This is a genomic window from Vibrio sp. Vb0888, assembly GCF_033338835.1.
Classification (GTDB): Bacteria; Pseudomonadota; Gammaproteobacteria; order Enterobacterales; family Vibrionaceae; genus Vibrio; species Vibrio alginolyticus.
In genome coordinates this window covers 582,705-596,937 of sequence record NZ_JAWOTL010000001.1, presented here as the reverse complement: position 1 = coordinate 596,937, position 14,233 = coordinate 582,705, and the positions used below count along the sequence as shown (strand labels likewise).

The 14,233-nt window shown below is 43.3% G+C and carries 15 protein-coding genes; 10 read left to right on the top strand and 5 right to left on the bottom strand.

Going from position 1 to position 14,233, the window contains the following annotated elements:
• Position 1: 1 nt before the first annotated feature.
• Positions 2–664 carry a flagellar brake protein gene (locus R7P72_RS02535; RefSeq protein ID WP_005373585.1) on the bottom strand — a complete coding sequence of 221 codons (663 nt, stop codon included), beginning with the start codon at positions 662–664 and terminating at the stop codon, positions 2–4.
• A 95-nt stretch (positions 665–759) separates the two neighbouring features.
• The gene (locus tag R7P72_RS02530) at positions 760–1,686 is read right to left on the bottom strand and encodes a DMT family transporter (protein WP_017635181.1); all 927 of its coding nucleotides are present in this window, start codon (positions 1,684–1,686) and stop codon (positions 760–762) included.
• 148 nt (positions 1,687–1,834) lie between these two features.
• Here R7P72_RS02530 and R7P72_RS02525 point away from each other — a divergent pair, with 148 nt between their 5' ends.
• Together R7P72_RS02525 and R7P72_RS02520 are read left to right on the top strand one after the other, a co-directional pair.
• Positions 1,835–2,290, top strand: a complete 456-nt coding sequence (locus R7P72_RS02525; RefSeq protein WP_005373581.1) for an Lrp/AsnC family transcriptional regulator — start codon at positions 1,835–1,837, stop codon at positions 2,288–2,290.
• 5 nt (positions 2,291–2,295) lie between these two features.
• The gene (locus R7P72_RS02520) at positions 2,296–2,919 is read left to right on the top strand and encodes a class I SAM-dependent methyltransferase (protein ID WP_005373579.1); all 624 of its coding nucleotides are present in this window, start codon (positions 2,296–2,298) and stop codon (positions 2,917–2,919) included.
• 526 nt (positions 2,920–3,445) lie between these two features.
• On the opposite strand, the gene R7P72_RS02510 is transcribed toward R7P72_RS02520, so the two are convergent.
• Positions 3,446–3,994: a hypothetical protein gene (locus tag R7P72_RS02510; protein WP_017635183.1), complete on the bottom strand. Its 549-nt coding sequence runs from the start codon at positions 3,992–3,994 to the stop codon at positions 3,446–3,448.
• Between the two features lie 103 nt (positions 3,995–4,097).
• Between R7P72_RS02510 and R7P72_RS02505 the strand changes: the two genes are divergently transcribed.
• The 4 genes from R7P72_RS02505 to secF all read left to right on the top strand — a co-directional run bounded on the left by R7P72_RS02505 (position 4,098) and on the right by secF (position 8,322).
• Positions 4,098–4,766, top strand: a complete 669-nt coding sequence (locus R7P72_RS02505) for an SH3 domain-containing protein (RefSeq protein WP_005373574.1) — start codon at positions 4,098–4,100, stop codon at positions 4,764–4,766.
• A 168-nt stretch (positions 4,767–4,934) separates the two neighbouring features.
• A complete protein-coding gene (locus R7P72_RS02500; protein ID WP_005373572.1) occupies positions 4,935–5,414 on the top strand; it encodes a hypothetical protein in 480 nt (159 codons plus the stop codon).
• Between the two features lie 164 nt (positions 5,415–5,578).
• The gene (gene secD / locus R7P72_RS02495) at positions 5,579–7,417 is read left to right on the top strand and encodes a protein translocase subunit SecD (protein WP_005373570.1); all 1,839 of its coding nucleotides are present in this window, start codon (positions 5,579–5,581) and stop codon (positions 7,415–7,417) included.
• Positions 7,418–7,419: 2 nt separating this feature from the next.
• Positions 7,420–8,322, top strand: a complete 903-nt coding sequence (secF, locus tag R7P72_RS02490) for a protein translocase subunit SecF (protein WP_005373567.1) — start codon at positions 7,420–7,422, stop codon at positions 8,320–8,322.
• 58 nt (positions 8,323–8,380) lie between these two features.
• On the opposite strand, the gene R7P72_RS02485 is transcribed toward secF, so the two are convergent.
• Complete coding sequence (locus R7P72_RS02485; RefSeq protein ID WP_005373566.1) at positions 8,381–8,647, bottom strand: hypothetical protein; 267 nt, start codon at positions 8,645–8,647, stop codon at positions 8,381–8,383.
• Positions 8,648–8,662: 15 nt separating this feature from the next.
• Positions 8,663–9,283 (bottom strand): LysE family translocator, encoded by a 621-nt coding sequence (locus tag R7P72_RS02480; protein WP_213907151.1) that lies wholly within the window; start codon positions 9,281–9,283, stop codon positions 8,663–8,665.
• Positions 9,284–10,022: 739 nt separating this feature from the next.
• Here R7P72_RS02480 and R7P72_RS02475 point away from each other — a divergent pair.
• From R7P72_RS02475 to phaC, 4 genes are all read left to right on the top strand, one after another.
• On the top strand, positions 10,023–10,763 hold the full coding sequence (locus tag R7P72_RS02475; protein WP_005373555.1) for an SDR family oxidoreductase: 741 nt from the start codon (positions 10,023–10,025) through the stop codon (positions 10,761–10,763).
• Between the two features lie 12 nt (positions 10,764–10,775).
• On the top strand, positions 10,776–11,984 hold the full coding sequence (locus R7P72_RS02470) for an acetyl-CoA C-acetyltransferase (protein WP_318110379.1): 1,209 nt from the start codon (positions 10,776–10,778) through the stop codon (positions 11,982–11,984).
• A 44-nt stretch (positions 11,985–12,028) separates the two neighbouring features.
• Positions 12,029–12,376 (top strand): phasin family protein, encoded by a 348-nt coding sequence (locus tag R7P72_RS02465; RefSeq protein WP_005373550.1) that lies wholly within the window; start codon positions 12,029–12,031, stop codon positions 12,374–12,376.
• A gap of 66 nt (positions 12,377–12,442) precedes the next feature.
• Positions 12,443–14,218 (top strand): class I poly(R)-hydroxyalkanoic acid synthase, encoded by a 1,776-nt coding sequence (gene phaC / locus R7P72_RS02460; RefSeq protein ID WP_017819891.1) that lies wholly within the window; start codon positions 12,443–12,445, stop codon positions 14,216–14,218.
• The last annotated feature ends 15 nt before the right edge of the window (positions 14,219–14,233 follow it).

Sequence of the window (14,233 nt, the reverse complement as noted above, 5' to 3'; positions counted from 1 at the left end):
TTCAGACGTTACTGGTTAGAAAGGATTGCTCCAGTAACTCTGTTTTTAGTTCGTGAGTCATCTCAATGGAACTAGCAAACTTAATTCCAACTACCCATCCCTTCACCAATTTCTTAATGTTGGCAATGACACATCGATTTTCTTCTCCGATATAGTGGCTTAACGGGCATTCGATGGTAACACTCTCACCCACGTTGAATTCGGGCTCAATCAAGGTTGATATACCAACACCTGCTAGAGAGAAATCGATAAGGCTACCGTCGTAGACATTCCCTGCATGAATAACGTTACAGTCCATTTGCAACTTGTAACGCTCATGTTCCCGAACTGGTTTGGTTGCAAATGTTCCTGGAATGCGGATAAACAAAAGGGGGGATGGTCGAACGGTCGTCGTCAGCACGCTGGACTTAAACGCAATGACATGGCCTAACTCCGTATCTGATACACCACGCACGATGACATCGGCGTTGGGGAGTTTTCTCATCACTTGCTCTTCAAGCAAACGCATTGGTATATCAAGAATCAAATAAGCATTTTCTTTCATCCCCAGATAGGTGGTGGAATACGTATATTGATCCTTAGGCCCAAATTCGAAATTAGTAGAAAGCTTCATTCCCGGTTTGAGAAACCTATGCAGTTCATCTTTAGTATGAGTGGCTGGCATCACATTGGCGTTTTAATTTTTTAGTTAAGCTGAGGCTATCAAAACGCCATTTTGTTATTCAAGATAGTAAGGCATAAGTTTTTGTAAAATCATCGCTATCTGTGAAGTGGTGGGCGATAAGTTTGGCTCATTCCACCTTTCATAAAGATTTGGCTTGCCACAATACTGCCGCATGTGACCAACATCAGCGCTAACCAAGTGAGAGAATCTGGTTGTTCACCAAAAATTGGAACGGCAAGAAGTGTCGCGACGACTGGAGTTAATGAACCAAAAGCAGCGCTGGCTTCGGCACCGATGATCCTAATTGCATAAATGAAAGTGAAAGAAGCGATTAAACCTGCGCCAACACCTTGTAGCATCGCGTGGCCAAATAACTCCTCCCATGGCCACTGGCTGAACGGTGTTACCACCAAATAACTGTCTACCCACCCGAAACCAACGGCGATGATGAGTAGAGCCAAAGACGCGATTGCAACGAATCCTGCACAGACGTGTGCATTAAGATTAGCGACACGAGCGCTGATGGTGAAAGCAGCCCACATGATGCTGCCAGTTAGAAACAGGATATGCCCTTGCAACTGAGACCAGTTGTACTCTGCGCCGCTATTAGAAAGAAGGAATACGAAAATCCCTAACAACACCGTAGAAAGCCCGATTAAGCGGTGAGCACTCAGCGACTGTTGATAACAAAGTACCGCGATAGCAGAAACAAACAATGGCAAAGTGCCAGGTACTAATGCACTGCCGTGCGCCACGGGAGCGAAATGCATAGCCGTTCCGACGACCAGAAGATAGGGAAGGCCGCTTCCAACCACAACACCAACCAGGTAGCGTTTAGGCACTACGCGCAGCGACTGTTTATGCTTAATCACAAATGGTAATAAAATTATACTTGGGATTAGAAAGCGAACTAACGCGATATCGGCTGGCTGCAAGGCAGAAATTGCGCCCCCTTTTAAAGAAATAAAGAAACCAGACCAAAGCAGTAAGGTCGTTAATATAGCTGCGTATCCCAAGATCATTATCGACATGTCCATTTGTAAATGATGTGTTAATTGTTGAATAAAACTCTTGCAAAAGGGAGGCAAAGTTTGACGTAATTAGGCTTGATGTTGGTGATAAATTGCGTATAAGTGTTAATTGTTGGTGATTAAAGGCATGGAAGAATAAATGGATAAAATTGACAGGCAACTTATCAACCTAATGCAGAAGGATGCCACTCTGACAACGGCAGAACTTGCTGACCAAGTAGGGCTATCGGCATCACCTTGTGCAAGACGCATTAAGCGTTTGGAGCAGGAAGGTGTAATAAGTGGTTATCGAGCTATTGTGTCCAGAGACACTGTAGGCATCGCGATGACTGTATTTGTTGAAGTGAGTTTAAATAACCACCAAGCTTCTTCGATTGATGAGTTTGAACATGCCGTTGTTGAGATGGATGAAGTGATCTCATGCCATGTCGTATCAGGGGCCTATGATTACCTGTTAGAGGTGGTCAGTAAAGATCTCGCTGGTTATGAAACATTTACTAGAAAGTTACAGCGATTAGAAAATGTGAAAGATATTCATACCCACCTGGCGATTAGACAAGTGAAAGGAAATGGCAGTTTGCCGATTTATGCATAAGAAAGATGAAATTTTTCGATAGACTTAAGATTGCCCACTATCATCGAAAGCGATATAGACAGTTTGGTAAAGACAGAGCCCGAACTCTGGGATGGGCAGATAAGTATAGTCAGATCAGCCGTTTTGAGGCGTTGTGCCGAGGGTTAACGTTAGACGGTTCAAGTATTTTAGATATTGGGTGCGGCTACGGAGACTTGTTAGCGTTTATCGAACTTACGGGGGGGCTTCCTCAAAGCTATATTGGCATTGATCAGCAAAAACAGTTTATCTCTGAAGCCAGAAAACGAGATTTTCGTACGCAAAGTAAGTTTATATGTGGCGACTTTTCAACGTTGGTATTGCCTCGTTGCGACTTTGTTTTTGCTTCCGGATCATTGAACTATCAATCCACCAACCCAAATCATACCATTGAAATGATTGATAAAATGTACCGAGCGACAGAGAAAGGTTGTGTGTTTAACTTGTTGGATGAATCCAAACTACCCAGCATGAAAATGTTAGCGTCGCACAATAAAGAAGGTGTCTTTCGCTATTGTCGGTTGCTGTGTCCGAATACACGATTGATTGAGGGATACTCCGAGCACGACTTTACGATTGCCATGATCAAAAAAGCGGAGTCCGTTTCCTGACTCCGCTTAATAAATTCTTAAGCCTTATTGGTTTTTGTATTGTGAGATTTCACAGTTACCTGTGTATCTATCAACCTTGAATGAGAACGCGGCTGAATGGTATTCCCTCCCATCACTCCATATTGTTTCTCCGAAGATTTTACAAAGATCCAAATCACTGATTGAACCGAACTCTTTTACGTGCCTAACTACTGACAAAAACTTGGCTTTGGTAGCATTAGGACATTCCCTGTTACTTAATCGATTGATAACCATGTTTGTAGCATCATCTCCAGCCAAATGTGACTTTTTATTAAATTTTATTAATGGCTAAACTAACCAAAAAATGTCCATAAGTAAAGCATTAATGTGACGTATGTCTCTATAAATTGATTGTCTTGGTCATGGTTTAGTCAAGTTTGTCAAAGGGAACAATCCCATTATTTACATTTGATATCGTTCACGACTAAGGAAAGATAAAAAGCACGAATAACGTCCAATATTGGAGTGAAAAACCAACATCGTCTATTCAAAACTGGCTCTGTTTTTACTTCGAAACATCTTGAGCGTATTGAAGCGCTCGGGCTTCTTTATCATAGACTTGTGACAGAGTTTGATATTGTGAAGAGAGGCGCTTGTAATCTTCAGCAAGTTCCAAAGCGTTGGTGTTATACCATTCCGCAGTTATTTGATTGGCTGTTTTGTTTGACTCGCGGCACTTCTGGGCCAGTATCTCCCACCCATTTGCTGACCATTGGGATTGTGTGCTCAATTTAAGCAGCTGATTCGCTTTAGTTGTGAGCTCTTCTTTGTATTGAATCGATGCTTTTAATTGCGCTTTGAACACATTTTGGTTCGACTTGGCACGCCAAAGTAGCACGAGCTCATGCAGTGAAAAGGTTTCGGACAATAACTGACGCTGTTTATGTTCGGTCAAAAGTGTATTGAATACCTCAACATGCTGATTGTAATTGGACTCTAAACGATTGAATTGGGTAAGATTGTCATTCCACGACGATGGGTTACATTGAATATTGGCGTGCCCCGTTATCGGGAACAGAAGAAATAGTAGTATCCAATTGAGTCTGTTGATCATTATTGCTCGCGTTAGTTGACCTGCTCTTTTGAGTATATACCCAAATTTCTACGACATGCGTGCTGCTGGTGGGATAAGAATAAAGAATGAAAAGGAAAAGGGCATGAAGAAAATTCTCGTCGCATTGATTGTCATGCTGTTGCTCGGCGGAGCGGGGGCTGGATACTATTTCTTCTTTATGCAGAAAGATGAACCTGAAGCACCAAAGGCTACACAAGTCGAGCAATCGTCACTGCAAAAAGAAACATCCAAACCGATTCTGGATTTAGAAGCCGCTCCCCCGGAAGTTACCGAGTACTACGTTATTGAGCGTCGTGTCAATGTTTACAACAAGCCTAACCTTAATGCTTTAGTTGTCGATACGCTCTATAAGGGAGAAAAAGTATCGGTGTTAGAAAAAGTAGATGGGTGGTACCGAATCTCCGGCTATCTTGTCTATGAAGAGGGTGGAGAAGAAAAAGCCGAATGGTTGAATGCTGAAGGGTTATCGGATGCAGAGCCAGTTATTAAAGAGCAAGAGCGCTTAGAGATATTGGATGAATACCTACAGAAGTCGGATGATTTAAAAGTTCACTTGGATATTTTCCGTAAGAAAACACAGCAATTGTTAGACGATGAAACCTGTGATCCGAGTGATTTTGAGGAGCTCGGGGGTTGGGTGCGTTCTGTGACGTTCAAAAAGCGCAACGTTTACTTCATCTATTGTGGCGGTTTGGAGCAAGAGAATAAGATCTACTTAGATGTTGATAAGGGCGATATTTTTTATCGATAACTCACCACCAATTACACTCGTTCTCTAAAGACGTTTTGATAAATGCAATAACGATGCAAACCTGAAATCAGAGATTTATAACTTTTTAGTTGTGAACCATAATCAATAGGAATACTATCAACGAGTCAAGTGACCTAACTTGGCTCTTTGTGTTTTTAGTGAGTTCCTATGCCTTGGATTTACCTTAGAAAGTTGATTTTGCTGCTATTTGCAATGGTATTGCTACCAGTGCATGTATCTGCTGCGCAAATCGACCACAAGGCTCACGTACCGCACTTTTCTAAGCTACAACCTTTTGTAGCCGTAAGTGTATCGCCAAACTCTTCCGTCGATTTTTCTGAAGTTTCAGAAGAAAGCTCTCAATCTCCAGTATCTGAAGGCCATGCAAGTCTCGATTCCGTTGCTTTGTTTAACTCTCAGCGCTGGACGTCTTACTTACGGGAAGGGCTTGATGACGAGCACGTAGATTTTGTCGGCGATCTCACTACTCCGTTTTACGCTGATGCGGGTTACGCATACAGCTTGATGGACATTAACTGGCGTCACAACCAGTCCACATTTTATCATTTCACAAGCGATCATCGCATTTCTGGTTGGAAAGAGACCAATGCCATGTACGTCGCACTCAATAGTCAGTTTTCTGCCTAAACACCATCTATTTGCACCATTGTGCACTCTTAGCACGACGATTGTATTCGACAGGACGTGAGCGTTCTGAGCATTTCATACCCTGAATTTATTCTGGGAGCATCTGTCGTGTGTTAAGCCTTGTTATTAAAAGCTTCACTTCATTGTGAAGGGATGATGTTTACATGAAAAAAACACCAAAGCAGCAAAAGAACAGAAAGCTGATGAATCACTACTCAGCTTGGAAATATGTCGTATTAATCACGACAGTCATTATTTTAACCCTAAGTGCTATACCAACTTGGTTTGGTGAACAGCCTTCTATCCAGTTGACGTTTGCGGATCAAAACAACAGCGAAATGTCGGTTGTTCATCTGAATCAACTGCTAAAAACCAACCATATTTCAGCCGACAAAATCATCGAAAAAGACGGCAAAACAACCATTGTATTCGATGGTGAAGATGCGCAAAGTAAAGCTCGTGCGTTGTTAAACAAAGAGCTAAATAAAGACGACAGCATCACTTTCTCATACGTATCGGTTGCGCCAGAATGGTTAAATGAGATGGGCTTTAGCCCAATTAAGCTCGGTCTTGACCTTCGTGGTGGCGTTCAGTTCTTGTTGAATGTTGATGTGAATAAAGCGTTTGAAGAACAACGTGATGCGTTGATTGATGAAATCAAAGCGAATCTGCGTGATCAACGTGTTCGTGGTGTGCAAGTTCGAGCAGAAAGCGGCAACCGAATTACGGTAAACAGTGACAGCGAGCAAGCATTGTCGGAAGTAAACAAGTTCTTGCGTCAAAACTACCCGGGCTGGATTTCAAAAAGTTCATCTCGTGGCTTTGTGCTTGAACCGAGTGAACAAAATATCCAAGAATTTCAATCGTCGACTCTTCAACAAAACCTGAAGATCATGCGTGGTCGTATTGAAGAACTTGGTATCACAGAAGCACTAGTGCAACGCCAAGGTAAAGAGAGCATTCGAATTGAGCTCCCTGGTGTACAAGATCCTGCTCAAGCGAAAAACGTTATTGGTGCAACAGCAAGCTTGGCGTTTTATGAAGTGAAAGATGCGAGCCAAGCACACAGCAGCCAAGATCTTGTTCTTCAAGATAATGATGGTCGTACTGTGATTTTGGCAAAACGACCAGTTCTAACGGGCGAGCACATCGTGAACGCTCGTGCTGGTGTCGACAAAATGGGCATGTCAGAGGTAAATATTTCTCTTGACCACGCTGGTGGTAAGAAAATGAGTGACTTCTCAGCAACTCACATCGGCAAGCCAATGGCGACCGTTTACCGAGAGTACAAAACAAACGATCGCGGTGTAACTGAGCGTAGTGAGCGCGTTATCAGCGTCGCGACTATTCAATCTCAACTTGGTAGCCAGTTCCGTATTACTGGGGCAGGTAGCATGGACGATGCGCAGCAGTTAGCGCTATTACTTCGCGCGGGGTCACTGACAGCGCCGGTTACTATTGTGGAAGAGCGTACTATCGGTGCTTCTCTGGGGGCAGAAAACATTGAAAACGGTTTTGCAGCACTGGCTTTAGGAATGGGACTAACACTGACCTTTATGGCACTTTGGTACCGCCGCTTAGGTTGGGTAGCAAACGTGGCGCTTTGTGCCAACATGCTTTGTTTGCTTGGCTTAATCGCCTTGTTACCAGGTGCGGTTCTAACGCTTCCGGGTATTGCCGGTTTAGTGTTAACCGTCGGTATGGCAGTAGACACCAACGTTATTATCTTTGAACGTATTAAGGACAAAATGCGTGAAGGCCGCAGCTTCGCTCAAGCGATTGATCTTGGCTTTGACAGCGCATTCTCGACCATCCTTGATGCCAACATTACTACCATGATCACCGCCGTGATTTTGTACGCCATCGGTAATGGCCCAATCCAAGGCTTTGCCTTAACACTCGGATTAGGTTTGTTAACCAGTATGTTTACAGGCGTATTTGCCTCTCGAGCAATGATCAATTTAATTTGGGGCCGCGATGCCCGTCGTGATGTGAGGGTTTAATCATGGTCGAAATGCTAAAACAAAATATTCGTAAAATTCGCTACTTTACTACGCTAGTTTCCATCATTTTAACGGTGATCGCGATCGTCGCTCTAGGCTTTAAAGGGTTGAACCTAGGTTTGGACTTCACTGGCGGTATGGTGACAGAAGTAAAGGTAGATAAGCAGCTAACTAACCATGATCTGCTTGACGTTCTGCAACCAAAGCTTGGTGAATCTGCGTCAGTGACACGCTCTGGTGAAGATGGCCGTTGGGTGATTCGTTACTCTGCGCCGGAAGATGGACAAACGTTGCCAAGTGTAGAAGAGGTGTTGAAGCCAATCTCTCACCAAGTTGATGTTGTCAGCAACAGTATAGTTGGCGCTCAAGTTGGCCAAGACTTGTTTGAACAAGGTGGCTTAGCATTGTTGATTTGTGTGTTGAGTATTCTCGGTTACTTGTGTTTCCGTTTTGAGTGGCGTTTAGCGAGTGGTTCACTGTTTGCTTTGGCCCATGATGTGATCTTAGTGCTTGGCTTCTTTGCAATTACTCAAATGGAGTTCAACTTAACCGTTTTTGCTGCTGTGCTGGCGATTTTAGGTTACTCATTGAATGACTCGATCATCATTGCAGACCGAATCCGTGAGCTGTTGATTGCGAAGCAGAGTTGGAAAACAGAAGACATCAATGACCAAGCTGTTATCGCGACGTTTTCACGCACTATGGTGACATCTGGTACGACATTGATCACTGTTGGTGCATTATGGATTATGGGAGGAGCGCCTTTGGCTGGTTTCTCAACCGCCATGTTTATTGGCGTTCTGTCGGGGACATGGTCTTCGATTTCGATTGGTACTGTGCTGCCTGAGTGGTTGAAACTGGAGCCGAAACATTATCTTCCAGTTGAGATCGACGCTGCGCCGTAGCATTATTTTTAAGGTAAAAGTGCTTGCGCCACTCATCTTGAGTGGCGCTTTTTTGTGCTTATTTCACGCGCATCAAGCGATGTTTCACAAGTCCCAAGTCGAACTCTAAGACTTGTGAGCGCTTCATTGCTTCGACTTTATTCAACATTGGCTCTTGGTAGCCTTTCTTCTTCATCCACTGAAGAGGTACAGAGAAAGCATCTTCATTAACGACATAAGACTCGCCTTTATGCTCACCGCTATAGACGTTCACAACCCAAACTCGGGCTTGAAAGTCCAATACTTCACCCATGACTTTAGCTATTTTATTCAGAATATTTTTCATTGTTTCCAGTTTGCCTTAGCTTAGTAGCAACCAGACACCAACTCCCATCATTAAAGTGCCTGCGATACGGTTCATTAGACGTACATTCTTAGACTGACCTAATACGTGTTTCAACCCTTTACCACCAGTAGCGTACAGAGACATGCAAATGAACTCAAACAGTAAAATAATGGAGACAAGTATGATCAGTTGCGGTGCAAGCGCTGCGTTTTGGTCTATAAAAGGCGGTAAAAGAGAAATCATAAATGCCCAGCCTTTTGGGTTTGCGATTGCGGTAACGAAGCCTTGCATGATCAGTGCGATATTGTCACTCTTTGGTGTTTCTAAGTTGTCGACATTAATCGTAAGTTTCCCTCGCGATCGCCACATTTCAACTCCAAGATAGAGTAAATAACCGCCACCAATGAACTTTAACGCGATAAACATCCAAGGATAATTGAGCATAATCGCAGCGATACCTAACACCGCAGAGACTGACACCAGCGCAACACCGAGAAGCTCTCCTATCATCATCCATAACGTGCGACGATAACCGATACTCATACCTAACGTTAGGGCGAGAGTCATGCACATACCAGGCGTGATTGAGACAAAAAAGAAAGTAGGGATGAACATACTGAGCAATGCAAGATTCATATCTGTTGATGATTTAGTGATTAAAGAGAAGCCACAAAGATAGTGCAAAGTGGAAAAGGATGCTACTACAAAGCGAACGATTACTTTCACTAGTAGCTAGTTGATGTTCTTCGAATATATAAATTTAAAATGAAATTATATTTTAATCTATGCGTCATAATAGTGCGTATTGCACCAGTATGAGACAAGCTCTTATATCATTTTTAGATTAAATATATTTAACTTATTATATTTTATCGGTATTAATCATCACTGTGTTAAAATAATCGAATTGATAACTAAATTATCATTAAATGCAGTAATTAAATGATATGTTTGATAATTATTTTTACTGATAATTGAATTATTATTCTAATCTCAAGTTTGTTGTAATCATATAGGCTTAAAATTCAGATCTTAAATCATGACATAATGTAACGTCTACCATTCTGTATGTAAGTGCATGATATTTAATAATTATGTTTCTATTTCTGTTGGTGTGGATTTTGTGGAAGTGTGATTTAAAACAATGGCTTATATAAAATTAACCATTTTATAACATTTCACGAGTAATGAGATCTAAATCAATCTTATGCAATTGGGTGAGTTTTTTATTTGAAATGTAATATTTCTAGGTTAACTTAAAATAAAGGCAGCACGGGATTGGTTGTCAAAAGAATAAATAAACACGTCAGTTGGTGAACTATTTCATCAGTGTATTAAGTTTGCTTTTTAAATGCCGTTAAGAATGGAGTCTTCAATGAAGAAAGTCGCTTTGATCACTGGATCAAAAGGCGGAATTGGTTCTGCTATTTCCTCTCAATTAGTCAATGACGGTTACCGTGTAATCGCTACTTATTTCACAGGTAACTACGAATGTGCGCTGGAGTGGTTCAACAGCAAAGGGTTTACCAAAGATCAGGTTCGCCTTTTTGAGTTGGATGTAACAAACACGACAGAGTGTGCAGAGAAATTGGCGCAATTGCTTGGGGAGGAAGGAACCATTGATGTTGTTGTCAACAACGCAGGAATTACACGTGATGGCGTGTTTAAAAAGATGACTGCGCAAGCTTGGAATGATGTCATCAATACCAACCTCAATAGTTTATTCAACGTTACGCAACCCCTCTTTGCTGCAATGTGCGAAAAAGGCGGTGGTCGTGTCATCAATATCTCTTCAGTCAATGGTCTTAAAGGGCAGTTTGGTCAAGCAAACTACTCGGCGGCGAAAGCTGGGATGATCGGTTTCTCTAAAGCCTTAGCATACGAAGGTGCTCGCTCGGGTGTAACAGTTAATGTTATCGCGCCGGGTTACACGGGTACGCCAATGGTTGAGCAAATGAAGCCAGAAGTGCTGGAATCTATCACGAACCAAATTCCAATGAAACGTCTTGCGACACCAGAAGAAATTGCAGCATCAGTGAGCTTCTTGGTCAGCGATGCGGGCGCCTATATCACCGGAGAGACTTTGTCGGTGAACGGCGGCCTATACATGCACTAAGGAGAGAAGATGATGGAAAAAGTATTTATCGTAGCGGCGAAGCGTACTCCAATTGGTGCTTTTGGTGGCAGCCTGAAAAATACTTCTGCTGGCGATCTGGCAGCAGTAGCGATTAAAGGCGCGTTGGAAGCGGCAAAGTTGCCTGGCGACAAGGTTGACGAAGTGATTGTTGGCAACGTTGTTGGTGCAGGTCAAGGAATGGGTGTTGGCCGCCAAGCGGCACTGTTTGCGGGGATTCCTGAATCTGTTCCTGCATATGGCGTAAACATGGTTTGCGGTAGTGGCATGAAAACGGTCATGGATGCCGTGTCCCATATCCGTAGTGGCGATGCTGAGATCGTTGTTGCAGCGGGTGTTGAAGTCATGTCTCAGATTCCATTTGCTGCACCAAGCAGCATTCGTGATGGCAACAAAATGGGCAATCTGGAACTGAAAGATCTGCTCGTAGCGGACGGTTTAACCGATGTTTACAACCAATATCACATGGGTGTGACGGCAGAAAACGTAGCAAAACAAATCGGCTTAACTCGCCAGCAGCAAGACGAATACGCGCTGTCTAGCCAACAGAAAGCGGTAGCCGCTATCGAAGCTGGCAAATTTCAAGACGAAATTGTGCCAGTGGAAGTAAAGCAACGCCGTGAAACCGTGATGTTTGATACGGATGAATACCCAAAAGCGAACGCGACAATGGAAGTCTTAAGCAAGCTACGTCCTGCTTTTGACCGCGAAGGCACTGTGACTGCGGGTAATGCATCAGGCATTAACGATGGCGCGAGTGCGATTATCGTGGCGTCTGAAAGCGCAGTTAAAGCGCATGGATTAACGCCGCTTGCTGAGATCGTAAGCTATGCGCAATCGGGTCTTGATCCGAAGATCATGGGCCTAGGTCCTGTTGAGTCGGTCAATAAAGCACTCGAAAAAGCAGAACTCAGTGTACACGACATCGACGTTTACGAGTTAAACGAAGCATTTGCAGCGCAAGCACTTGGCGTGATTCATCAGTTGGCGGAAACAAACCAAGTTCCAGTTAACGCGATTCAAGATAAAGCGAACTTTAACGGTGGTGCTATCGCGCTAGGACACCCGCTTGGTGCTTCTGGCAACCGAATCTTAGTCACGCTGGTTCACGAGCTTCATAAGCAAAATGGTCAATATGGCGTTGCTTCACTTTGTGTGGGCGGCGGCATGGGCACGGCTGTGGTTGTAAAGACAGTTAAGTAATTATTTAAAAGGACATTTTTAATTCTTTCTCTAGGAGACAAACCATGTACACAGATTTCTTCAAAACATTTAGCGATCAAACTGAAAAAAATCTAGAACCTTACTTGAAGTTCAACAAGCTAGTGACAAAAAACGTAGAAGTGTTGACCGAGCTTCAATTGAACGCCATTCGCACATACAGTGAAGTGGGTCTAAACCAGATGAAAGCAGCGACAGAAATCAAAGACGTAACGTCATTGACTGCTTTCAACAGTCAGCAACTAAGCGTACTTACTAAACTTTCTCAACAAATGATGGATGACAGCAACAAGCTTCAAGCGATTGCAAAAGAGTTCAAAGAAGACGTTGAGAAAATGACTTCGGAAAATCTAAAGACTGTTACTCCAGCGTAATTTGTCCGATTCTCGCCGCCCCTAGATTTGGGCGGCGTTGTTTTTTCCGAATATAGGAGTAAGACTATGTTTCAACACTTCTTTTCGGACTATCTTGTGAAGCTTCAGGAAACCAATCATCAGTGGTGGCATGATTTCGAAGTGAACAAGGCAGTCGTGAACTCTCCTTTAAACAAGGCCATGCAAGAAGTGAACTTTGAGGATACTGCCAAACTGTTCGAACAAGCTGCGAATCAGCCTGCTGCGATTTTAAAGCTGCAAGCACAGTGGTGGGAACAGCAGCTGCAAATTTGGCAGAATGTTGCATTGGCAGGGAACCAAGCACAAATCGTCGAAGCTGAAAAAGGGGATAAGCGTTTCTCAAACGAAGCGTGGCAAAATGAAGCCATGTATAGCTTCATCAAACAATCCTACCTTTTATTTAGTAAGACCTATCTGGACACCATCGAGTCTTTGGAAGGCTTAGATGAAAAGACGAAAGAACGTATTATTTTTTTCTCTCGCCAAGCCATTAACGCCCTTTCTCCTTCCAACTTCATCGCCACTAACCCAGAGCTTTTGAAGCTGACACTTGAGCAAAACGGTCAAAACTTACTGGCAGGCTTAGAGCAGTTGAAAGAAGACGTTGAGTCGAGCGCAGACATTTTAAAAATTCGTATGACGAATAACAATGCATTCCGCGTGGGAGATGACGTTGCGACGACACAGGGCAATGTGGTTTTTCAAAACGAATTGTTTGAGTTGATTCAATATCGACCTCTAACAGAGAAAGTGAATGCGACGCCGCTGCTCATCGTCCCACCTTTCATCAATAAATACTACATCCTTGATTTAACAGCAAAGAACTCAATGGTTCGATGGTTGTTAGAGCAGGGGCATAGTGTATTTATGATGTCTTGGCGCAATCCAGGCAAGGCACAAGCGCACATAGAGTTTGGTGACTACGTGACAGAAGGCGTAGTGAAAGCCGTCGCTGCAATTGAAGATATAACAGGACAAGAGCAAATCAATGCTGCTGGTTATTGTATCGGTGGTACTGTTTTAGCAAGCACGGTTGCCTACTACGCTGCAAAACGTATGAAGAAGCGCATTAAGTCTGCCACTTTCTTCACCACGTTGCTCGACTTCTCTCAACCAGGTGAAGTCGGCGCGTATATCAATGACACCATTGTTAGTGCAATTGAAGCGCAAAATAACGCAAAAGGGTATATGGACGGCCGTTCCTTAAGCGTGACGTTTAGTTTACTGCGTGAAAACAGCTTGTACTGGAACTACTACGTCGACAATTACTTGAAGGGTAACAGTCCGGTTGATTTCGACTTGTTGTACTGGAATAGCGATAGCACCAACGTCAGCGCTGCATCTCACAATTTCTTGCTTCGCGAGCTCTATTTAGAGAACAAGCTGGTGCAAGATAAAGGCGTCAAAATTGGTGGAGTATGGATTGATCTAAATAAGATCAAAATTCCTAGCTATTTTGTGTCAACGAAAGAAGACCACATTGCGTTATGGCAGGGAACTTACCGTGGTGCGCTGAACACGGGTGGTAACAAAACGTTTGTCCTCGGTGAATCTGGTCATATTGCGGGCATCGTGAACCCTCCAGCTAAAAATAAGTATGGTTATTGGTTGAACGATAATTTGGATGACTCTGCTGATGAGTGGTTGAATAACGCGGAACACAAAGAGGGATCGTGGTGGACACACTGGAACGAGTGGTTACTCCAATTCAACCCTAAAGAGCAAGTTGAGCCTTTCCCTATTGGCTCAGAAAACCATCCGGTTATTGATGAGGCGCCAGGACAATACGTCAAACAGGTTCTGCCAGTAAAAGAATCTTAAACGACTCCCTATAGC